The organism is Natrarchaeobius versutus (genome assembly GCF_041205745.1).
GTDB lineage: Archaea > Halobacteriota > Halobacteria > Halobacteriales > Natrialbaceae > Natrarchaeobius > Natrarchaeobius versutus.
Map to the genome: position 1 here is coordinate 155900 of NZ_JBGFCC010000009.1, position 20822 is coordinate 176721.

Annotated in this window: 26 protein-coding genes, 1 tRNA gene and 1 pseudogene; 9 read left to right on the forward strand and 19 right to left on the reverse strand. The window is 64.1% G+C overall.

The genetic code is table 11. The features are described 5' to 3' along the window. Position 1 precedes the first annotated feature (1 nt). Together AB7C87_RS19170 and AB7C87_RS19175 are read right to left on the reverse strand one after the other, a co-directional pair. A complete protein-coding gene (locus AB7C87_RS19170) occupies positions 2-289 on the reverse strand; it encodes a DUF8001 family protein (protein WP_369731110.1) in 288 nt (95 codons plus the stop codon). A 200-nt stretch (positions 290-489) separates the two neighbouring features. After that, the gene (locus tag AB7C87_RS19175) at positions 490-1212 is read right to left on the reverse strand and encodes a fumarylacetoacetate hydrolase family protein (protein ID WP_369731206.1); all 723 of its coding nucleotides are present in this window, start codon (positions 1210-1212) and stop codon (positions 490-492) included. A gap of 187 nt (positions 1213-1399) precedes the next feature. On the opposite strand from AB7C87_RS19175, the gene AB7C87_RS19180 reads away from it, so the two are divergent. Beyond that, positions 1400-1606 (forward strand): hypothetical protein, encoded by a 207-nt coding sequence (locus tag AB7C87_RS19180; protein WP_369731111.1) that lies wholly within the window; start codon positions 1400-1402, stop codon positions 1604-1606. A 21-nt stretch (positions 1607-1627) separates the two neighbouring features. Here AB7C87_RS19180 and AB7C87_RS19185 read toward each other — a convergent pair whose 3' ends face one another. The 12 genes from AB7C87_RS19185 to AB7C87_RS19240 all read right to left on the reverse strand — a co-directional run bounded on the left by AB7C87_RS19185 (position 1628) and on the right by AB7C87_RS19240 (position 11107). Continuing rightward, positions 1628-2674 (reverse strand): amidohydrolase family protein, encoded by a 1047-nt coding sequence (locus tag AB7C87_RS19185; protein WP_369731112.1) that lies wholly within the window; start codon positions 2672-2674, stop codon positions 1628-1630. A gap of 202 nt (positions 2675-2876) precedes the next feature. After that, the gene (locus AB7C87_RS19190; protein ID WP_369731113.1) at positions 2877-3080 is read right to left on the reverse strand and encodes a hypothetical protein; all 204 of its coding nucleotides are present in this window, start codon (positions 3078-3080) and stop codon (positions 2877-2879) included. Positions 3081-3158: 78 nt separating this feature from the next. Next, positions 3159-3569, reverse strand: coding sequence for a DUF8009 family protein (locus tag AB7C87_RS19195; protein ID WP_369731207.1), 411 nt, complete (start codon positions 3567-3569; stop codon positions 3159-3161). A 117-nt stretch (positions 3570-3686) separates the two neighbouring features. Next, entirely contained in the window at positions 3687-4463 is a 777-nt protein-coding gene (locus AB7C87_RS19200) for an adenosylcobinamide amidohydrolase (RefSeq protein WP_369731114.1), read from the reverse strand. 25 nt (positions 4464-4488) lie between these two features. Further along, positions 4489-5547, reverse strand: a complete 1059-nt coding sequence (locus AB7C87_RS19205; protein WP_369731115.1) for a pyridoxal phosphate-dependent aminotransferase — start codon at positions 5545-5547, stop codon at positions 4489-4491. Then, the gene (gene cobT / locus AB7C87_RS19210; RefSeq protein ID WP_369731116.1) at positions 5537-6580 is read right to left on the reverse strand and encodes a nicotinate mononucleotide-dependent phosphoribosyltransferase CobT; all 1044 of its coding nucleotides are present in this window, start codon (positions 6578-6580) and stop codon (positions 5537-5539) included. The genes AB7C87_RS19205 and cobT overlap by 11 nt, the downstream gene beginning before the upstream one ends. A 1-nt stretch (position 6581) precedes the next feature. Then, positions 6582-7196 carry an NTP transferase domain-containing protein gene (locus AB7C87_RS19215; protein ID WP_369731208.1) on the reverse strand — a complete coding sequence of 205 codons (615 nt, stop codon included), beginning with the start codon at positions 7194-7196 and terminating at the stop codon, positions 6582-6584. Beyond that, positions 7196-7954: an adenosylcobinamide-GDP ribazoletransferase gene (gene cobS, locus AB7C87_RS19220; protein ID WP_369731117.1), complete on the reverse strand. Its 759-nt coding sequence runs from the start codon at positions 7952-7954 to the stop codon at positions 7196-7198. Before cobS ends, AB7C87_RS19215 begins: the two co-directional genes overlap by 1 nt. Continuing rightward, entirely contained in the window at positions 7954-9051 is a 1098-nt protein-coding gene (cbiB, locus tag AB7C87_RS19225; protein ID WP_369731118.1) for an adenosylcobinamide-phosphate synthase CbiB, read from the reverse strand. Before cbiB ends, cobS begins: the two co-directional genes overlap by 1 nt. Before the next feature lie 52 nt (positions 9052-9103). After that, on the reverse strand, positions 9104-9760 hold the full coding sequence (locus AB7C87_RS19230) for an HAD family hydrolase (protein WP_369731119.1): 657 nt from the start codon (positions 9758-9760) through the stop codon (positions 9104-9106). A 181-nt stretch (positions 9761-9941) separates the two neighbouring features. After that, the gene (locus AB7C87_RS19235; RefSeq protein ID WP_369731120.1) at positions 9942-10553 is read right to left on the reverse strand and encodes a translation initiation factor IF-2 subunit beta; all 612 of its coding nucleotides are present in this window, start codon (positions 10551-10553) and stop codon (positions 9942-9944) included. A gap of 167 nt (positions 10554-10720) precedes the next feature. Then, the gene (locus AB7C87_RS19240) at positions 10721-11107 is read right to left on the reverse strand and encodes a DUF5789 family protein (protein WP_369731121.1); all 387 of its coding nucleotides are present in this window, start codon (positions 11105-11107) and stop codon (positions 10721-10723) included. Between the two features lie 424 nt (positions 11108-11531). Between AB7C87_RS19240 and AB7C87_RS19245 the strand changes: the two genes are divergently transcribed. Beyond that, complete coding sequence (locus AB7C87_RS19245; protein WP_369731122.1) at positions 11532-12206, forward strand: TIGR00266 family protein; 675 nt, start codon at positions 11532-11534, stop codon at positions 12204-12206. Positions 12207-12693: 487 nt separating this feature from the next. Here AB7C87_RS19245 and AB7C87_RS19250 read toward each other — a convergent pair. After that, positions 12694-12767 (reverse strand) — tRNA-Tyr (locus AB7C87_RS19250). Between the two features lie 130 nt (positions 12768-12897). Here AB7C87_RS19250 and AB7C87_RS19255 point away from each other — a divergent pair. The 4 genes from AB7C87_RS19255 to AB7C87_RS19270 all read left to right on the forward strand — a co-directional run bounded on the left by AB7C87_RS19255 (position 12898) and on the right by AB7C87_RS19270 (position 15855). Then, positions 12898-13476: a double zinc ribbon domain-containing protein gene (locus tag AB7C87_RS19255; RefSeq protein WP_369731123.1), complete on the forward strand. Its 579-nt coding sequence runs from the start codon at positions 12898-12900 to the stop codon at positions 13474-13476. A gap of 193 nt (positions 13477-13669) precedes the next feature. Continuing rightward, entirely contained in the window at positions 13670-13849 is a 180-nt protein-coding gene (gene cdrS / locus AB7C87_RS19260) for a transcriptional regulator CdrS (protein ID WP_149080960.1), read from the forward strand. 2 nt (positions 13850-13851) lie between these two features. Beyond that, positions 13852-15036: a cell division protein FtsZ gene (gene ftsZ / locus AB7C87_RS19265; protein WP_369731124.1), complete on the forward strand. Its 1185-nt coding sequence runs from the start codon at positions 13852-13854 to the stop codon at positions 15034-15036. A gap of 279 nt (positions 15037-15315) precedes the next feature. Beyond that, positions 15316-15855 (forward strand): DedA family protein, encoded by a 540-nt coding sequence (locus AB7C87_RS19270; RefSeq protein WP_369731125.1) that lies wholly within the window; start codon positions 15316-15318, stop codon positions 15853-15855. A gap of 133 nt (positions 15856-15988) precedes the next feature. Here AB7C87_RS19270 and ncsA read toward each other — a convergent pair whose 3' ends face one another. Both ncsA and AB7C87_RS19280 read right to left on the reverse strand, forming a co-directional pair. Beyond that, positions 15989-16948 (reverse strand): tRNA 2-thiolation protein NcsA, encoded by a 960-nt coding sequence (gene ncsA / locus AB7C87_RS19275; protein ID WP_369731126.1) that lies wholly within the window; start codon positions 16946-16948, stop codon positions 15989-15991. A 121-nt stretch (positions 16949-17069) separates the two neighbouring features. After that, positions 17070-17789, reverse strand: coding sequence for an alpha/beta fold hydrolase (locus AB7C87_RS19280; protein ID WP_369731127.1), 720 nt, complete (start codon positions 17787-17789; stop codon positions 17070-17072). Between the two features lie 166 nt (positions 17790-17955). Here AB7C87_RS19280 and AB7C87_RS19285 point away from each other — a divergent pair, with 166 nt between their 5' ends. Beyond that, positions 17956-18429: a DUF4442 domain-containing protein gene (locus AB7C87_RS19285; RefSeq protein ID WP_369731128.1), complete on the forward strand. Its 474-nt coding sequence runs from the start codon at positions 17956-17958 to the stop codon at positions 18427-18429. A 77-nt stretch (positions 18430-18506) separates the two neighbouring features. Then, positions 18507-19217: a DUF7095 family protein gene (locus AB7C87_RS19290; RefSeq protein ID WP_369731129.1), complete on the forward strand. Its 711-nt coding sequence runs from the start codon at positions 18507-18509 to the stop codon at positions 19215-19217. Between the two features lie 95 nt (positions 19218-19312). Here the strand turns inward: AB7C87_RS19290 and AB7C87_RS19295 are convergent. Then, positions 19313-19462: pseudogene (locus AB7C87_RS19295) on the reverse strand (IS4 family transposase); the annotation flags it as partial. Between the two features lie 74 nt (positions 19463-19536). Here AB7C87_RS19295 and AB7C87_RS19300 point away from each other — a divergent pair. Continuing rightward, positions 19537-19833 (forward strand): SUI1 family translation initiation factor, encoded by a 297-nt coding sequence (locus AB7C87_RS19300; protein ID WP_369731209.1) that lies wholly within the window; start codon positions 19537-19539, stop codon positions 19831-19833. Between the two features lie 153 nt (positions 19834-19986). Here AB7C87_RS19300 and AB7C87_RS19305 read toward each other — a convergent pair whose 3' ends face one another. Beyond that, positions 19987-20820 (reverse strand): class I SAM-dependent methyltransferase, encoded by an 834-nt coding sequence (locus AB7C87_RS19305; RefSeq protein WP_369731130.1) that lies wholly within the window; start codon positions 20818-20820, stop codon positions 19987-19989. Positions 20821-20822 lie beyond the last annotated feature (2 nt).

Consider the following 20822-nt stretch of genomic DNA (forward strand, 5'->3'; position numbering starts at 1 on the left):
ATTACTTCTCTGGTGACGGCGACGCGTCTGTTTCCTCGATTTCCGCCGACGATTCCGGCTTGGCGAGGCGATACCGCTCGAGACAGGTTTGCATCTCCTCGTCGGTTTCGTACGTGAGTAATTTCATCGGCGTATCGCAGTAATACGTTCCCGCGTGACGTCTGAGCGCCATGTTCATCGTCTTTCCGAGGACACTCACCTCGACGATCACGCGGTTTCCGTCCTTGAGTTCCCGAAGGACTTCCGTCGACGTGAGATCGTTTCGGCCCACGCGAATCGTCTCGCTCATCGTCCATCACAACGCCTTCCAGAACGATAGTACTCGTTGATAGTCATTGCACTTTGGCCTGTGAATCAGCGACCAACACTGGACGTACTGGCCACTCGAGTGTGTGTCCTGAGGGACTGTTTCACCGACGATTACAATCGTCTGCTCGAGCCCGAAACCGACTCTCGTATTTCGAACCGTTCTGGCAGTCCCCGAGATCGTCAGCCGTCCACGTCCTCGACTACGTTCCGGAGGGTTCCGACACCTTCGTACGTAATCTCGACGGCATCACCCGGTTTCAGCAGGCCCGGATTCGCGGGGCTCCCGAACGCGACGACGTCACCCGGTTCGAACGTGAACCGCCTCGAGAGGTACGAAACGATCTCGTCGGGGTCGAACAGCATGAGTTCCGTGTTCGCCTCCTGGCGGCGCTCGCCCGCGACGTCCGTGTGCATCTCGATCCCGGTCGGGTCGAGGTCGGTCTCGAGCCAGGGGCCGAGCGGGCCCGAGCCGTCGAACGCTTTGCGTGCCGTTCGTCCCTGCTGGTCGAGTGCGTCCACGTCGTTCATGATCGTATACCCTCGGACGACATCCGGAACGTCCGCCTTCGAGACGTCGTGACACCGTTCGTCGATGACGGCCGCCAGTTCCCCCGCGTACGTCAACTCCTCGGTAAACGGGGGATAGGGGATCGAGTCCTCGTGTGCCCGTACCGACGCGGGCGGTTTGATGAAAAAGTCCGGTTCCTCGGGACGTTCGTACTCCATTTGCTCGAGCGTGTCGGCGTAGTTGCGTCCGACGCAGTACATCGCCGAGGGGGCACACGGTGGGAGCAACTCTCCGTCGATGCCGACCTCGTACTCGCCGTCGTCGGCGTGAACGATGCCATCCTCGTATCGCCCGGTTCTCGAGCCATCAGCCGTCTGGACTCTCGCGATTCGCATTGCCGGCTCACTCGCGTCCAGCGCCGTCAGGATACCGGTTCGGCGCGGGCGGCGAACGAATCGGGGTCGGTCGGACGCGGTTTCGCCAGTCGTTCGAACCCTGCCGGGGACGTCCGACAGCCATTCGAACGTCTTGGCCGCGTACGCAAGCGGGACGCGTTTCCGGCCGCCTCCCTTCCCGAGTGATATGTCCACGACAGGTACACGCGATCGAACGGAGCTGTTGAAAAACGCCGGCGTCGTCACGACGCTTCTCGACGCCGCGATGGAGTTCTCGAACGGACGTCACAAGAGCGGTGCGCTTCTGATCGGTGCCGCCGCGGTCTCCTCACGGATCCCGGGTTTCGGAACTGCCATCTCGCTCGTGCTTCGGGTATATCGCCGACTGCGGTGAACGTTCCAGTCGACCCCCCACTCACCGAAGTACGGACTCGAGGTTCCGATATCTGATCTCCGCCCAGGCCTCGCGCTCGAGGTCGAACCGGTCGAATAGCTCGAAGTGGTCGATCGTCTGACCGGGATAGATGTAATCCGTCCCAAAGATCAGCTGATCCGAGTGCTCCTCGAGGAAATCCTGCGCGTACGCTTCGTCCCGCGTGAGCGCATTCCAGCCGGAGTGGCCGCCGAGGTCGCCGTACACGTTATCGTATGTATTCAGTAGTTCGGGGACTCGACCGCCCGGTTCGACCGGCCCGTCCGGATACTCGCCACGGTCCTCCCAGCCGACGTCCGCGGAGATGTGTGCCCACCACGCGTGGGCATGTGCGAGGAAGTCGACCTCCGGATATGACGCTAGCACGTCCTCGAGACGGGGGAGACCAACCTCGTCCATCATCGCCTTCTCGTCGGTGTGAAACAGGATCGGCAGGTCGTACTCGGCGCAGTATTCGTAGATCGTCTCGAGCCGCGAGTCGTCGATTGGGATCCCGGCTTTCAACTCGCCAAACCCACGGGCACCCTGCTGGACGTATCGTTCGATCAGGTTCTCGACGGGCTCGTTGCCGTACACCAGCGTCCGCGGATCGACGGTACAGAACGGAACGAGCCGGTCCGGATGCGCTTTTGCCTCCTCGAGTACCCACCAACTTGAGGCCTGGACCGGATAGCTCTCGGGCGAGTCGAGCGCGAGCACGACCGCGCGGTCGACGCCGACTTCGTCCATCCACTCGACGAGCCCGTCGGCGTCCAGCGGTGACCGATCCAGCGTTTCGTCGGGAATCACGTGCGTGTGGGCATCGAAGAGCGGGAGATCGTCGACGGACCCGTCCTGTCGACTCCGTCCGACTGTATCCCCGTCGGCTTCGGCCGCTCGAGCGTCCGTAGTCGCGCCGACTCCGCCCGTCGTCCCCACAATTCCGAAGGCGACCCCAGCGCCACCCTGGAGGATTCGCCGCCGCGTCGATGCCGGGTGCGTCGACGGTCGTCGCCCGTCGTCTCGGCTTTCCCCCGTCGATCGAGTCATGCCACGCCCTCCACCGAGCGCGGTGAAAAATTCGGGGGACCGAACGAAATTATCGTAACAATTGCACCGATTGACACGCTAACCGCCGATCCCGCTGGCAATCAGGTGTAAAATGGCGTTCGGTCGTCACTATGCTCGAGCGATTGTGCGAGCGGGTTCGATTCCATCGACGGAACGTCCGTTCTGCGACAACGGATCGACGTCACTCCTCGAGGACGAGATACGTTCGCGTGCCGCGGTGTTCGAGCGAGACGTACTCGGTGTCGACGCTCTCCTCGACGAACTCCTCGATTCCCGCCGCGTGGAGGTCCGTAACGTCGATACGCGTTCGCTCTGTCTGCTCGGTGGTGGCTCCATCGGCGTCGGTTCGGCCGTGATCGGCGCTTCGGTCGACGATCAGTGTCATACACTCGAGTTAGACTGACAGTACGTGAATCCGATCCGTCCGAAGTGAAAGTGAAAGTGGTCGATTTCGGGCGGTCGACTACCCGAGACGTTTGACGTCGACGCGGTGGGATCTGCCGTCGGTCTCGAGGTCGACCGCGTCGACGATCGCCTCGCTCGCCCGCTCGCGCCACGATTCGACCGCCTCGGCGTGGCGGGCTCTGACCTCCTCGGTCGCCGATTCGTTTGCGAGTTCGTCCTCGAGGGTCGGATACGCGGCGACGACGTCGTCTTCGATGACGTCCGCCGGCGGAACGTGAACCGCCTCGGTGAGCGCCGCGTCGTCGATCCGGTAGACGTGTATGCGTGCACGCATTCGGCCGTGAAACGGCGGCGTCACCCGAAGAACTGCCCGTCCCGGGTTCTCCTGCGTGTAGGCGTAGCCGTCGGCGGCGTCACCCGCCGAAATCGCGATCGAACGGATCGCCGTCGGATCGTCTTCCCCCGTCATCGATCCGCAGTTGGATCCGGGATCGTTTAGCTCCGGCGCTCGAGGCGCGAAAGACGCGATTTCACTCTCGAACGATTCGTTCATCGGGTCGAGTCGACGAATCGCCGCCGTCACCCGTCACGTCTCTCGGGGGTCGACCGACGCGAGTGGCGGCCGAAACACCGTCGCACTCGCGTCGGTCGAGGTGCCGTAGGTCGCGTCGTCGACCGACCCGGGTATCTCGGCGTCGCCTCCGTACCGCGATCGAAGCGACGCGCGGACGGCCTCGCGGACGCACGCTCGCGTCGCGGCGCCGACTCGGGTCCCGCTTCCGGAGAACGGTGTGGGTTCTCCCGAGGGGTCGTGTCCGACGACGACAGCGTCGGTCGTCGTCCCGGGAAACCCGGTTTCGGTGAGAAGCGTCGTGGCCTTCGCCTCGACGGCGACTGCGAGCAGGTTCGCAAGCGCCCCCGGCGCGAGGGCTCGCGTCGTCCCGACGACGAGGTTGACGGTTCCCGTTCCGGGTCGTGTTCTCTCGTCCGACCGGTCGGACTCATCGGGGAGCGACCGTCCGGCCGCCTCCATCGGCAACTGCGCCGGATTCGAGAGTCCCGCCGTCGCGTAGGCCGTGACCGACCCACACTGCGCGCCGCGGGCGTGTTCGAGGTCGACGCCCGTAAACAGGACCGGGGATTCGCCGTTTTCCCGTTCGAATCCGGCCCGCTCGAGACGCTCGCCGGCGTACACCTCGAGATCCGTCCGGCTCCATCCGTCGGGGACCGACACGTTGTACACACAGTCGGTGTGCCGACGGCCGCCGTTCCAGCCGCTCGAGAGCCACTCTGTTCCGGGTCGGCCCACGCGGAGGACGCCGTCTCTCCGGACCGCGGGGTAGGGTGGCTCGCGGTCGGTCACGACTCTTGCCACCCCTCGTCGATCGTCATTCGCGTTCGCTCCCCCCTTCGCCTTCGGAGTCGCGGACGCCGAGTGCCTCGAGCAGTCGATCGTTTCGATCGCGGTCTTTGACCGCGACGCGGACGTGCGACTCGAGTCCGCGGAACGTCGTCGCGTCGCGGATCGCGACGCCCTCCCGACGCGCCGACTCGAGTACGCTCCCGACGTCGCGGCTCCCGACGCCACAGAGGATGTACGGCGCGTCCGACGGATGGACGTCAAACTGCGCCTCGAGTGCTTCGCGCATCCGCTCGCGCTCGCGCTCGACCCGAGTTCGGGTCTCGGTGACGAACGCCTCGTCACGGAGACAGTGTGCGCCGACTCGCGCGGCGGGCGTGCCCAGCGACCACGTCCGACGGGCGGTCTCGAGTGCCTCGAGTCGCTGTCCCGTCCCGACGGCGAAGCCGGCTCGCAGTCCCGGGAGGCCGAACAGTTTCGTGAGCGAGCGCGCGACGATGACGTGCTCGTGACCGAGTTCGGCCGCCGACGGCAGGTCCGTAAAACCGAGGAACGCCTCGTCGACGAGAAGCGTCGTCCCGGCGTCGCCACAGCGGTCGGCGAAGGCGGCGAGATCGTCCGGATCGATCGCGTCGCCGGTCGGGTTGTTCGGCGTACAGACGACGGCGAGTGCGGTCGACTCGAGGGCGGGTTCGCACAATCCGGTCAGATCGTCGTACCTGACGAACCGCGGTCTCGCCCCCTGGAGTCGAACTTCGCGGGCGTACTCGCCGAAACTGGGGTAGGGAACCAGCGCCTCGTCGCCCGGCTCGAGTGCGATCTCCATCGCGAGCCTGATCGCCGCCAGTCCTCCGGGCGTCGGAACGACTCGGTCGTCACTGCAAGCCACGAACTCTGCCGCGGCTGTCCGGAACGCGGGGTAGTCGTCGTCGGGGTACCGACGAGATTCCTGGAGGGCGTCCGTGTAGACGTCTGTCACCCCGTCCGGTGTGGACGGATTGGTGTTCGCCGAGAAGTCGAGCACGTTGGGATCGGTCTCGCCGCCGTGGGGGACTCGATCCGCGGCGCGGATCGATTCAGGGTCCACAGCCCTCTCCCGATTCGGAGTTGCGTTCGTCGGCGGGGTCGGCGTCGCTCGCGTCGATTCCGAGCCGGTCGCAGACGACCTCGAGGCGATCCCGAACCGCCCCCATCTCACCGTCGGGAACGAGCGAGAGCGCACCGCCCATCGCGACCCCCTCTTTCGCCTCGCCTGCACAGTACCGTTCCATCGCGACGTGCTCGCCCTCCTCGAAGCGGGGATCGGTCACGGTCAGTTCGCACTCGAGTCGCTCGCAGGCTCGCTCGAGGCGATCACCCTGCTCGTCGGCCACGAACGACGTCGTCGCGATCGATAGCGGCGCGTCGACGTCCGCGTGTCGAAGCACGGCCGCGACGGCGACCATCTGCGTCCCGCCGGCGAGTGCCACCTCGACGCCCGACTCGAGGGCGCCCGCGGCGATCCCCGCGACGGTCGCCTGGACCGGATCGCCGACGGCTCGGATCGCCGCCAGCGGGTCTGCCGCGCAGTCGCCCGGCTCGAGAGCGCTCGCCTCGAGGCCCTCGTCGACGACGCGACGTTTGCGTTCGATGGGATTTTCGGGGAGTGACGAGGAGACGCTCGCCGGCTCGCCAAGCGCGGTGAGGACACCGAGCGCCGTCGTCGTCCCGCCCGGAACGGTTTCACCGATCACGATCTCGTCCTCGGGCAGGCTCGATCCGAAGCCGTGCGCGCGGTCGAAGACCGCCGCCGTGTCCGGGACGGCTTCGGGTTGGCGGACGTCCGCGCCGGGATCGACGCCGAGATCGACCGTCGGTGCGCCGGTCGACCGCGCGAGGCCGGCGTCGATCACGGCAACGTCGAAGTCGACCACTTCCCTGACGGCGCGGGTCACCGCCGCGGGCGTCGGACAGCCCGACGGACTCACCGGCGTCACGGGTGCGACCGTCGGCTCCCCGTACTCGAGGATTTCGACGTCCGCTGACGGGGTGTGGACCATCAACTCCGGCATCGCACCGGCGGCGCTAATGCCGTCGATCAGCGCCGTCTCCGTCGTCCCCGCAGGAAGAAGCAGGCGCATCTCAGCGCACCCCCCGCCGGTCGAGCAGACGGGTCGCGAGTTCGGCGTCTTCGAGTCGATTCACGTTGACCGCGAGTCGGGTGTCGTGACTGACGTATCTCATTGATGTCGTATCGGCGCCGATGACGTTGACCCCGGTCGGCACGGGGCTGTCTTCCGAGTCGTACCGCGACTCGACGCTCGCACCGAGTCGCCGTTTGAGCGTCCGCGGAACGCAGACCGTCCACGAGGCGTCGCGGTCGCCACAGGCCGAGAGCACTCGGTCGACGACGTCCCCCTCGAGCAACGGCAGGTCGGCCGCGACGGTGAGGATCGGCGTCTCGAGCCCCGGTCGATCGATGACGGTCTGCAGGTCGACGACGTACCCATCGCCGGACGTGTCGACCACCTCGAGCCCGCTGTCGATTCTCCGTCCGGTTCCGCCCGCTCCAAAGTCGCCGCCCTCGAGGTGAGCCCGGGTCTCAGGTACATTCGGCGAGACGGCGGCGAGTATCGTATCGACGCGATCGGCCTCTCCAAGCGCCGCGATCACGCGATCGACCATCGGAGTGCCGGCGATCGGGTGGAGCGGTTTCTCGTGGGGACTCTCGAGGCGGGTTCCTTCGCCGCCACACATTACGATAGCGTCCACGCGATCACCCCCGCGTGGAGACCGACGACGCGGCCGATCTCGTTGGCCGCACCGAAGACGTCGCCGCTGATCCCGCCCAAGTTGCGGTTCGCCCAGTACCACGGGAGGCCGACGCCGGCGATCGCACCGCAGAGTCCGATCACGGCGGGGTGGGGCCAGACGAGCGCCGCGCCGGAGAGTACGACGACCGCGGCCGGGAGGGAGCCGCCGACCGTCGACGAGTCGGTGAACTGTCGGCCCATCCCGTCGTAGCTGGCCGTTCCGAACGCGGCCATCGCCGCCATCCCCAGTTTCGCTCCGACCTCAACCGCGACGGCGACGGCTACCGCCTCGAGCGGAGTCATTCCGGCGAGTCCGAGACCACCGAGGGCGACGCCCACGACGACGAGTGCGAGCGCGAGCAACGCGCCGACGCCGGTCGTCGTGTCCTTCAACACCTCGCGACGCCGGTCGACGTCGCCGTGAACGACGAACGCATCGCCCATATCCGCGACTCCGTCTAGGTGGTGGATCCCCATCACGAGGTAGACCGCGAGCAGGTAGGCGAAGCCGACCGTCGCCGGAGCCAACACGTCGGCCCCAAGCAGTGGGATCGCCGCGATCACTCCGCCGACCAGGCCGACCACCGGGAACGCGGCGGGCGTCGAGCGAAACGCCGCCCAATCCCCCTCCCGACTTCGAACCGGGAGTCGCGTCAGAAACGCGAACGCACCTCGGATCGCACGGATCCAGCGCGAGATCATCAGTGCGGACTCACCCCCGTGATGGCTCGAGTGAGCCGGTCGAACTGGCCGAACGCGGACCGGGCGATCGATCCGTCGACGGTCTCTCCGGCCTGCTCGAGTGCGTGGAACGCGAGAGCCTCGAATCCGACGCCGATCGGTGACTCGAGCGTCGCCACCTCGAGACCGCCCGTAACCGCCTCGAGCGCGATCGCTCCGGCGGCCGCGATCAGGACCGCGACGGCCGCCCCCAGGCCGACGACGGTGATCGCCCGCTCGCCGTCCTCGAGGGTCGGTAACTCGCGAGCGGGGTTCAACTCGTAGACGTCGGGTTTCACCAGCCGAACCGAGAGGACGTGTGCGATCGTCGCCATCGGCCAGCCGGCGTTGGGCGAACTCGTCGTCTTCGCACAGCTTCGCGCTCGCCGAAGCGCCAGCGGATCTCCTGCGGCGAACGCGATTGCGCCCGCAGTGATCCGGGCGGGAATCCACATGACGACGTCGTCGAGGCGAGCGCTCGCGGTCCCGATCGGCTTCGAGCGGTAGCCAAGCATCGAATCGAGCGTGTTGACACCCTTCACCCACGCGGCGGTCGCCGCGGCGAGGGGCAACGATACCGGTGCGAGCAGGGCGAACGGGATCATCGTCGCGACCAGCCCGTCCGACAGGTTCTCGGCCGCGCTCTCTACGGCCGCGCTTCGGAGTTCGCCGGGCGAAAGCGTCGACGCGTCCCGTCCGACGAGCCCCCGAACCCGCTCGCGGGCCGTCTCGAGGTCGCCGTCGGTCGCCACGAGGACGTCCTCCGTCAACTCCAGCAACGACCGGAGGCTAATCGTAAGAAAGAGGACGACGCCGGCGACGACGGCGCCGGCGAGTGGCTCCACCGCAAGCGCGAGGGCGACGACAGTGCCGGCGATTCCGGCGGGAACGAGCGGGAGAACGAGCGCGATTCCGACGCCAACGAGGCGCTGCCGGCGCCCGTCGGCACTCCACGCTCGATCGACCGCGCCGACGAGCCTGCCGAACCAGGCGACCGGATGGGCCGCGTTTCGCGGCTCGCCGACGAGCAAGTCGAGGCTGAACGCGAACGCGAGCAACGCGAGCGTCGTCAGCGCCATGGCTCCTTACCCTGTTGCATCGTGTTTCCCTGCCCGGTTCGAACGCGTTCGATCATCGGTTCGCGTCCTCCGATCGCTTCGTTCCCGTCGCTCGCTCACACAGTCGCCGTGGAATCGATCGAAGCGGTGCGTTCTCGAGGATCAATGCGGTTCCGCCGACCCGCTCGACGCCGCCGTCGGTCCGCGGATCGTCGCCGACGTGGACGAGATCGGCCGATGCGACGTCGAGTTTCTCCGCCGTCAGTTCGAATATCTGGGGGCTGGGTTTGCGCCACCCACAGCCGACGCTCGTCACGATCGCGTCGAACTCGTCGCGGTCGAACGCCGACCTGACGAGCGTTCGGCCGACGAGTTCCGGCACGCTACAGTTCGAACAGATGGCGACCGGTCCCCGCTCCCGGGCGGCAGTGACCGCCTCGAGCGCGCCAGGATTCGTCTCGACGGCCGGGTCGAACGCCGCGACGGTCGCTCGTCTGACGACGCTTCCGGGAGCGTCGATTCCGCGGCTCGCGAGCGCGTGCGAGACATGTGCCGGTAAGGGAACCTCAGCGCCGTCTGGCGCGTCGACGTGTCGCTCGCCGTAGGCCGTCGCCCAGTCCTCGGGGACCGGGACGTCACGGGCCTCGAGTTCTGACGCGACGGCTCTCGCCGGGTCGTCGGGTCTGTCCGCGCTGACGAGCGTTCCAAAGAGGTCGAACGAGACTCCCACGTTCGTGCAACTAGCCCAATCTGACTTTACCTTCGCGGTCCTGTCGCCGATCGGATACTGATCGTGAACGTTGTCCGAGTCGGACGTGTGAACCGGACTCATACGGCTTACTGTCGATCAGTTCCGGTGAGACCGCGACTCGAGCGGCGGTCTCACCGATACATCACGACAGCAATCCGTATCAGGCGAGTCGAGCGAACGCGAGGTTGCCCGAGATATTCTTGATATAGATTTCGACGACGTCGCCCTCGTTGGCGCCGGGGACGAAAATCGTGTAGCTCCCCTTTTCGGCGACACCGTCGCCTTTCCGACCGGTTCCGGTGATCTCGACGGTGTAGGTCTTGCCTTCCTCGACGGCGTCGGCCTGTTGCTGTTGTTGGCTGCTCGTCGAGCGCTTGGTCACCGGTCGGAACGCACCGCAGGCGTCACACCGAAGCATCGGTGTTCGGTCTTCACGAACGAGACGCGTATCCGGCAGACCACACTCCGAACAGAGGACGTACTCGTCGACGTAGGCGTCGATCGCCACGCCGAAATCCGACTTCGAGAACGTCCCGTTGTACCGACCGCGTCCGCTCTCGAGTTTCCCGCTCGTCCCCATCTCCCGCTGGACGAACCGGTGGAGGTGTTCGTCCTCCCGCGAGAGAACGTCTGCGATCTCGCCGAGGTTCGTAAACCGCGTAAACGCACCGTCTTTCTGGGCACGCGGGTCGGGGATCTGTAACCGCTGTTCGTCGCCCCCGATGTCGGGGACGTCGTCCATCGCTCGGTCGAGACTCGACTCGTAATCCATACGCGAGGACAGACGTCGCTGACGTAAATCGGTTCTGCTCTCACAATCCAGTCGACGCCACGGAGGTCAGACCTCGAGACCGACCTGCCAGCCTCGTCCCACGAACGGAGAGCGAGATCGCACCACGGGGGTCTGGCCTCGAGATCGATCGGGCCTTCTCGTCCACCTCACAGCGTGTCGCTTCCGCTTTCACCGAGCGATCCCTGTTTCCCCTCGTCGAGACGCTCGAGGTCGCGTTCGGGATTCGCCTCGTGACGGTCGCCGGCCTCACCCGTAATCTCGCCGTAGATCGCTTCTCGAGCCTGCGCCGGACTGTCGTACTCCTCTCCGGCGAGGCGATCGAAGACGCTCCCCAGTGACTCCGTCTCGTTTGGCATATCGATCGGCTCGTTGCCGTACTCCGCTGCGATCTCCTCGCTTCTGACCGGGTACTCGAGTTCCCCGAGATGGCGCTCGACGTCCTCGAGGATCGATTCGGCGTGATCGGCGCGTCGACGCTTTCGCCGTTCGGCTCTGTCCTGTGCGCGGTCGACGTTCGGGTTCTCCTCGCTCATACGATGTCTACCAACACGGTGGGCAAAAGGAACTGGCCAGCATATGCGACGGGAACTCATTCCCGATTTTTAAGTGGTGACTGAGTCGTTTACACACGGATCGAACAACGCTTGCGTGATTAGATCTATCGTAATATAGTCGCCACTGAACGTCATTTCATACCTAATCGCCAGACTGGTCGGCGATCAGTGTGTACATCGTTTCAGTTGTTACGATAGCTGAAACGATTTCAACACCGCCCGCAACCACGTACCGGAGACCGACCGATTCTGGCCGGTCTCTCGGTGGGCAATCGCGAGCAGGTACACAACGACGTTCAGTGGCCACGATAAATTTCAACGTTGATAATAAAATCTAAAGTGATTGTTAAATACTACCGACAGAAACATATTTGGGACAGTATTCTAAATAGAGATCAGTCAAATGGACTATGAATTCACACACGATCCGTCGTACACGGTCGTCTCGGCGAACCTCGATACCGACGAACGAATAACTGTCGAAGCCGGCGCCATGATGACCTACAGCGAACACGTCGAAATGGACACCCACAGCAGTTCCGGCGGACTGCTCTCGTCGGTAAAAAACTCCGTACTCACCGGCGAAACGCTGTTCCGGAACACGTTCACCGCGACCGCAAACGGCCAGACGGTCCGGTTCGCACACACGCAACCGGGAGACGTCACCAGAGTCAGTCTCGACTCGGAATCAATCTACGTCCAGTCCGGTTCGTACGTCGCGAACGAAGCGGGTATTACGACCGATTCGGCCTCGGGCGGACTGGACTCGATCCTCGGCGGAAAAGGACTCTTCTTCCTCGAGGCAAGCGGAACGGGCGAACTGTTCATCGGCAGCTACGGCGGTATCCTCGAACAGGAGCTAGAAGCCGGTGAACAACTGACTGTCGACGCCGGCCACTCGGTCGCGTGGGACGAAACGGTCGAGTTCAACACACACCGCGTCGGCGGACTGAAGAAGTCGATGTTGAGTGGTGAGGGATACGTCATGACGTTCTCCGGACCCGGAACCGTCTACTTACAGACGCGTGATTACGACACCTTCCTCGGTGAAATCATGTCTCGTATCAACAACAACTAGCCTCTCCCGAACGCGGAGTGTACGAACCGGTTCGTTTCGTCGAGCCGTCGATTCCGGAGCGTGTCCACGGTTTGTACGGCCCTTTCTCGAGCGCCAGCTGATCAGCGGGTCTGGGTCCTCTCGTGACTGATAGCGAATACGCTCGCTGTAGTCACGACAGTGGGGGACAAGTGGATCTACAGTCGACCACAAATCGGCTAGAAAACAAGTTCGCCCTCCCCGATTTGAACAGATGTCGGACAGTCCGGTGTGCTCGTTTCGCTTCGCACACGGGCTGTGACTGACGTGCTCAAATCGGCTCGGAAAGACGTGCTTCCCGCTCACGAAGTTGTTCGCGGAAAAACAGTCCGCCCTCCCCGATTTGAACGCCGGAAGACGGTCGCCTTGCTTCGCTCGGCGCTGCGACTTCCGAGCCCTCGTTCGCTTCGCTCACGAAGACGGGGGACAAGTCGATCTACAGTCGACTACGAATCGGCTTGGAGAGAAGTCCGCCCTCCCCGATTTGAACGGGGGACAAGTCGATCTACAGTCGACTGCTCTACCAGTCTGAGCTAAGGGCGGTTACACCTCAACGTAGACCCGCTGGCAAACATAAGGGTTATCATTCCCGACGGTGGCGAACGTGTACGGATCGTTGAACGGAAGAATGATTGATATAGGATGACTGTTAACATGGGAGTATTCAAGCGCCATGAGTAAGATCACGTTCCGCGCCGATGACGACCTCGTCGAGGAGCTCGAGGCGCTCGAGATCTCCAAAAGCGAAGCGATGCGTGAGGCGCTTCGATCGTACCTCGATGGATCGTCCGACGGGCAGGAGTCGCCGGAACGTGAGCGTGGAGAGACAGCGATCGACGATCTCGTCCAGGATCGGATCGACGACCTCCTCGCGGATCGACTGGGCCCGATCGACCATTTGCAATCGCCCGCGCGTACGAGCGAACCACAGGACGTCAACGTCACGATCTCCCTCGAGGGAACCGAGAGTCGGACGGTCGATGCGTCCGACGACCGAACACAGGCGACGGTGTCGGACGCGGATCGACCGGCCGGGAGATCGACCCCGGAGCCGGAAGGGACGCAGTGCAATCAGTGTGGCGAGCACGTGGATGCAGACCACGTATACTGTCCGAACTGCGGTGAGAAGGCCACACACCGCTCGTTCTGTGAGTGCGGTGACGAACTCCGATCCGACTGGGCGTTCTGTCCGAGCTGTGGTCGACGGACGCCCGCGGCGAACGTTCTCGAGTCCGACGGTCGGAACGTGTGACTTTCGTAAGACACGGATGGTCGTGTCTGACGATAGTTTTATTATCTATGCTGGTATTCCGTTTACTCGCGTAAGACGGTTGTCTTACAAGGGTCGGCATATGCCGAAAACGCCCGCGATAGGGCGCCTCCGACGTAAGACACGGCGCGTCTGACAGGGGCGCGCGCCGTCTTACCCACTGGGGAATACAACCATGGAGCGTGTGACACTGCGAATTCCGAAACAGCAGATCGAGGAGGTAGAACAGCTCGTCGACTCGGGTGAGTTTCCGAACCGAAGCGAGGCGATTCGGTCGGCCGTCCGAGAGATGATCAACGAACAGTACGAAGGACAGACCGAACAGGCCGGTAAACGAACGTGGGCGAAGGTGTAAACATGCAGGATATCGTTCAGGACGCACTCGAGAACGCAGAACAGGAAGCCCGCGAGATGGACGCCGACATGGACGGCGACGAGTTCGGCGACCCGCGGATCGTCATCGTCGGCTGTGGCGGTGCCGGAAACAACACCATCAACCGGCTGTACAACATCGGCGTCGACGGCGCCGACACCGTGGCGGTCAACACGGACAAACAGCACCTCAAGATGATCGAGGCCGACACGAAGATTCTCGTCGGCAAGTCGCTGACGAACGGCCTCGGCGCTGGCGGCGACCCGTCGATGGGCGAACGCGCGACCGAGATGGCCCAGAGTACGGTCAAAGAGGTCCTTGGGGATGCGGACCTCGTCTTCGTGACTGCGGGCATGGGCGGCGGGACCGGTACCGGCGCCGCGCCCGTCGTCTCGAAGATCGCCAAAGAGCAGGGCGCGATCGTCGTCGGTATGGTCTCGACGCCGTTCAACGTCGAGCGCGCACGAACCGTAAAAGCCGAGGAAGGCCTCGAGAAACTGCGCGAACAGGCCGACTCGATCATCGTACTGGACAACAATCGACTGCTCGATTACGTCCCGAACCTCCCGATCGGCAAGGCGTTCTCGGTGATGGATCAGATCATCGCCGAGACCGTTAAAGGAATCTCGGAGACGATCACCCAGCCGAGCCTGATCAACTTAGACTACGCGGACATGTCTACGATCATGAACCAGGGCGGCGTCGCGGTGATGCTCGTCGGGGAGACACAGGACAAGAACAAGACCGACGAGGTCGTCAAAGACGCGATGAACCACCCGCTGTTGGACGTCGACTATCGCGGTGCGTCCGGTGGACTCGTCCACATTACCGGCGGACCCGACCTCACCCTGAAGGAGGCCGAAGGGATCGCGGACAACATCACCGAACGCCTCGAGGCGTCGGCGAACGTCATCTGGGGCGCGCGTATCCAGGAGAACTACAAAGGCAAAGTCCGCGTCATGGCGATCATGACTGGCGTCCAGAGTGCCCAGGTTCTCGGCCCGACGACCCAGAAACAGGCCGACAAGTCCCGCGCGAGCATCGAAGGGCTGAACGAGACCGACTTCGACGCGAGCAACAACGTCGACTCCGGTTCCGGATTCGGCGCCCAGAGCGACGGTGGCCGCGAGGAACTCGAGAAACAGAACGGCGTCGACGTTATCCGGTAATCGTCGACGTGCGGCTTCGTCCGACGGCGTTCACGTCGTGACGATCGATTTTTCGTGCCGGTTCAACCGGGAGTGACGATGCTCTCGAAACGGTGTAAACGTTCGAGAGACCTACTCGAGTCGCGACGATCGCGATTCGTGGGATCTCTCCGGTTTGGAACCACGTATCGCAGGAGCCATACGCGATTAGTCGTATGGTTGAACTATGCGACGTGGCTACGGCCGTCTCGCCGGGAATCGGTTCGGACGACTTCCCGGGACCCCGCGCGGTGGTGATGGATGGAACTCGTGACGCTCGCGGTATCGATCGGCGTCCCGGTGCTCGTCGTCCTCTTCTACCTCGAGGGGCTCGTCGTCGGAAAACTCCTCCAGCCGCCGGTGGTCTTCGTCGGCTACGTGACGGTGGCCGACCCGGGACGGACGGCGACGACGGCGACAGTCCTCGGTTGCGTCGTCGCCGCGACCGTCGGCCAGTGGACGCTCTATCGCGGATTCAACGAGGAGTCACCGGAACTGTTCGGCCTCCGTCGGACGGTGCCCTACCTCGAGCGGCTTCCGGCTGTCGTACAGGGACGTATCAGTGACCGTCGGCTCGGTTTTGTCGAACGCCAGTTCGACGCGTACGGCGGATGGGCGATCTGTGCGACGAACGCGATCCCCGGAATTCGCGGCCTGATGACCGTGGTCGCGGGAGTAAGCGCGTACCCTGTCCGACGGTTTCTGATCGTCTCCGGCTTCGGCAACGGACTGTACATTGCGCTGTTGCTCGCGGCGGCGTGGGGTCTGCTCGGCGCCGCTCGCTTGCTCGGATTCGGATAGCGAGTCCGACGACTGGTCGGACGCTAATTCCGTGACTGTCGTGTAAGACACGTCGTACACGATCGAACCGACGGTGATTCACGGTTGTCCTCGACGAACGGATCGGGTGTCCGACACGGAATGACCGTCCGTATCAGACGAGTGCCTCGAGCAACGAGCACTTCCGACAGACTTCGCGGGTGGTCGTCGAACCGCACTCGGTGCACTCCCGGAGGTCGGCGCCGTCCTCGCCGCTGAACTCGTCTGCGACGATCGACCCGAGTTCCTCGTATCCCGAGAGGATCGAGTGTCGCGTCCCGGGGTGGTTCTCCTCGAGGTCGTAGAGTAGTTGCTGGATCTCGCCGCGGTAAGCCTCGCTCGCGTGTGGACACTCGGTGATGTGGGCGGGGAGGTCCTCGACGTGTGCGTAGAGGGCGACTTCCTTTTCGGGAACGTCACGAAGCGGCTTCGCTCGCGGGACGAACTCGTTGGTTTCTTCGCGTTCCGACAGTGGTCCGAGGCTGGCGTCGAAGTGTTTCGCGATCTGGGCGACGTCGCCCTCGAGGAAGTTCATCAGTGCGGTCTGGGCTTCGTCGTCTAAGTTGTGACCGGTCAACAGCAGGTCGGCCTCGAGTTTCTCGGCGTACCGCGAGAGGAGGTCCCGACGGAAGACGCCACAGTAGGCGCAGGCGGCCATGTTCTCGGGATCGTCCTCGACGACCTCGTCCATCTGAATGCCGAACTCCTCCTCGTAGCTGACGACCTCGTGGCGGATTTCGAGGTCGTCGGCGAGTTCGACGCAGGCCTCGAGGCTCTTATCGCGGTAGCCTTCGATTCCCTCGTGGATCGTCAGGCCGACGAGTTCGATGCGTGGGTCGTCGACGAACGTATCGTGGAGGATTTGCGTGAGCACGACGCTGTCTTTCCCGCCCGAGAGGCCGATCACCCACGTTTGCGGATCGTCGGGCGTTGCGTCGTGGGGGACCAGATCGTCGCGTCGAACCCGGCGGCGGACCCGTTTCTCGACGGACTCGCGAAAGTGATCGGCACAGAGGTGGGCGCCGGAGTAGGCGGCGTGCATGATCGCCTCCCCGTCACACCGGTTACACTCCATCGACGGGTCCTTGTCGACCGGAACGGATCACCGTTTCGTCTTCCCGTGGGTTGGCGGTCGTTTCCCGTCGGTTCTCCGAACGCCGAGCCGGCCGTTTTTCGATCCCGGGGGTGTATGCTCCTCAGACGGGAACCCGGGCTTGCTCCTCGACGATCGTCGCGCCGCCCTCGAGCGAGTCGAGGAGGAGGTCGACGTACCGATCCCTGCTCGGCGAGGAGAACAGTTCGTGGCCGCCGTCGTAGAGAACGACGTGTTCGGCGGGGACGCGTTCGCCGATCGGTCGATGGTCGATCACGGGATCGCGAAGCGAACAGAAGACGACGGCGTCGTGGTCGATGGCGAGCAGTTCCCGCTGGGCGTGGCGGGTCTCCCGGACGAACGCGGGCGAGACCCATCGGGGCGTCGTCGCGATCTGGTGATCGGTCGCCAACTCGCCGAGCGTGTACTCGTCCATCTCGCCGACCGGGAGGCAGGGAAGCGTCGTCGGCACGTTCGAGACGGCCTCGAGCAGTCGGTCGGGATAGTCGTCGCCGTACCCCCACCACGGACTCAGGTAAACGTGGTTGTCCGCGCCGTCTAGGGCCTGTGCGACCAGCGCGCCCGCACTGTGTGCGAGCAACTGGTACTCCTCGAGATCGAGGACGTACTCGGCGACCGGCTCGAGCCAGTCGGCTTTGAAGTCCTCGATGTTCGTCGGGAGCTCGAACGCGTGGACCCGATAGCCGGCGTCGGTCAGCTTCCCGATCAGCCAGCTGACGTTCTCGTGGGTCCAGCGGTTGCCCCAGCCCATGACGAAGACGAGTTCTTCCTCGCCGTCCTCGTTGAACACGCGGTGTCTCATAGTGTTCCGTTCGTTGGGAACCGATAAAAACCTGGTCTCTTGACAGAAGACAACGTGGCGCCGGGGCCCCCTGGCGAGCGACGTCGGTGAACCCGTTCGTCGGAAACGCCCGTCCACCGACGTTCCGTTTACCAACACTTTCGGGGTGAGTAGCCGTAACGTGCGTATGCTCTCGTCCCTGCGTTCTCGGCTCTATCGGATCGGCTTCAACCTGTTTCCGGCGTACCGCCGAACCGGTGGTCGCGTCACGTACGTCGCGCCCGACTGGCAGGAGATCCGGGTGAAGCTGCCGTTGAACTGGCGCACTCGGAACTACGTGGGGACGACCTTCGGCGGCAGTATCTACGCGGCCGTGGATCCGTTTCACATGATGATGCTGATGAAATCGCTCGGAGACGAGTACGTCGTCTGGGACAAGGAAGCGGAGATTCGGTTCAAGAAACCGGGTCGAGACACGCTGTACGCACGGTTTACGATCACCGACGAGGAGATCGCCGCAATTCGTGCCGAACTCGAGGCCAATGGTACAGAAGCGCTCGACCGCCACTACACGGTCGACCTCGTCGACGCCGACGGCACCGTTCACGCGACCGTCCGGAAGACGGTGTACGTGACGTCCGACGGTTCGAAGGCGGCGTGAGCACGGCACGTGACGGCCGTCTCCGTTCGCCGCCGCGCTGAGAAACGGTTTTGCGCCTCGAGCCCCCAGTTCGGCTAATGAGCGAACTTGGCCGCACCGACGCGGTCGACCGGCTCGAAGAGATCGTCGACGTCGTCGAGAACGACCGGATGCCCGTGCCCGTCCGCGAGGTGTGGGCGTTCGGCGACGTCGCGCTCGGCCTCGATCCCATCGAACGGCTCGACGTCTACCTCACGAAGGACATTCTCGTCCGAGACGACAGCGCGGCCGCCGGTGGCGGGGGCGTCGGCGGCGGGGACGACTCGAGCGGGACGGACGAAAATCCCGACGCCGCGTTCCGGGACTCTCACGGCATCGAGGGCGTCGGGAAGTCGGTCCGGGCCGACTGGGCCACGGCGTACCCCGAGTATCTCCGGGCGAACGCGAACGGCCACGCGGCACCCGAGAAGTGTCTCGCGGCTCACTTGCTCGAGGCCGACGAGCCGGTCCATCTCGAGGTCTGTAACGCCCCCTTCGAGCACAACGTCACCCAGCGCCTGCGGGGGGCGAAACTGCGCGAGGATTACACCCGATTGCTCGATCCGCGCGGGGTCTGTCTCTGGGTCGAGGGCACCCGAAGCGAGGAGGCGTTCCGGAAGCTTCGTGAGAGCGAACTCGCCTTGCCGACGCTCTCTGCCGCCCTCGAGATGCTCGGCATGGACGACGAGGAGGCGACTGAGGCCGCACGGGAACTCCACGCCTGGCGCGCCGAACAGGAGGGGACGACGGTTCGCGGCGACGTGGTCTGAGCTGGCGGCGGGGTACGCGTCTCACGACCGGGTCGTGGTGCTGTGTAAGACGGTTCCGACGCGTGCATTCGACTCGTAATAGGCCTCACAGTTAGCTACGACTCACACCTCGATTGAGTGGCGGTAGCGAGTGACTCTCGTGGATACGGTCGTTGTTGGTGGCCCTTTTTCGCATCTTCGATCAGCCGTTTCAACACTGGGGGTGGCGCGTAATCCAAGAACGCTCCGGATTCGTGGACAAAGAGGGCCCGGAGATGTTGTTCGATAGCGCCCGATACTGCCAGCACAAAAGTATATTAATTCGGAATCTAATGTTAATATCGTGAGAGAGGATGACTCCCTGGACGAGTTGCTGGATGAACTTGACGGCCACGATGCGCTCGACAAAGCCCAGCAACAGGTATCGATTACTGTTGATGAACGGCGGTACGGAAAAGCCGTCACACTGGTTTCAGGGCTTGATATCCCGGAATCGAAGATAGAATCGCTCGCATCATCTCTCAAGTCATCACTGGCAGTCGGTGGCACGGTCTCCGAGGATACGATCGAACTACAGGGCGACCATCGCGACCGCCTCCCCGAATTGCTCCAAGACCACGGCTACGACGTGCAGTAGGGACCCCCGTTTTTTGCGCGATCCGAACGAAATCGAGTCGCCTCGCGGCTATTCCCGCAACTGTTGTTGGACCGGTCGAACCTCGTTGGCCGTCGAAGTTGGATCGTGGATCGAACTGGTTCTATTGGTATCGGCGAACTGGTTCAGTCGGTATCAGTCGAACTGGGTATCGGTACTCCGAACGCGGCCGACGGTGACGAAAAACGGGACCGTCTCCTCGCGGTGGTACTCCCGTGTCCCCATCTGATCGATCACGTCCCGGCCCATCGCCCGCCACGCGCTCCGGAGGTCGTCGTACTCCGTCTCGGTCAACTCGCCCTCGAGCATCGTCTCCCGGTCGTCGGCCAGCCCGGCGCCCGTTGCCTTCCTGCGGGCCGCGGTCAGGGCTCCCTCGGAGTACGGCGGTTCGATCGTCCGGACGTGGTCGTACTGGCGGGTTGCGAGCACCTCGAGATCGGCCTCCTCGAAGGCGTTTCGCGCGTCGGCGCCGAGTGAGACGTCGGTTCCGACGCCGTCGAGGTAGGCCCACCGAGCCCGCCGCTCGAGTGCGTCCTCGGCGCCGACGCTCGAGTCGATCTCGACGGCACCGTTGTCCGGTTCGACGGCGGCGACGAGATCCGACGAGACGCGAGCAAACTCCGCTATCGCCGCCGTGGGATCGGGCAGGTTGATCAGTAGCGCCTGACAGACGACCAGATCGAAGCTATCGTCGGGAAACGGGAGGCGGAGGGCGTCACCGGCGGCGACGGGAACGGGATCGACCTCGGCGCTCGCGACCGCGAGCAAGGACGGATCGGCGTCACAGCCGACCACCTCGGTTGCGTCCGGCGTCTCGTCGGCGAGCACGCGGCTCAACTCGCCGGTGCCACAGCCGACGTCGAGGATACGGTCGCGCGAGTCGAGCGCCAGCGCCTCGAGCGCCTCCCGTGAGTCGTCCCACATGCCCTCACGGGTTCGACTGAGGTAGTCCTCGGAGAATTCGCGCACGG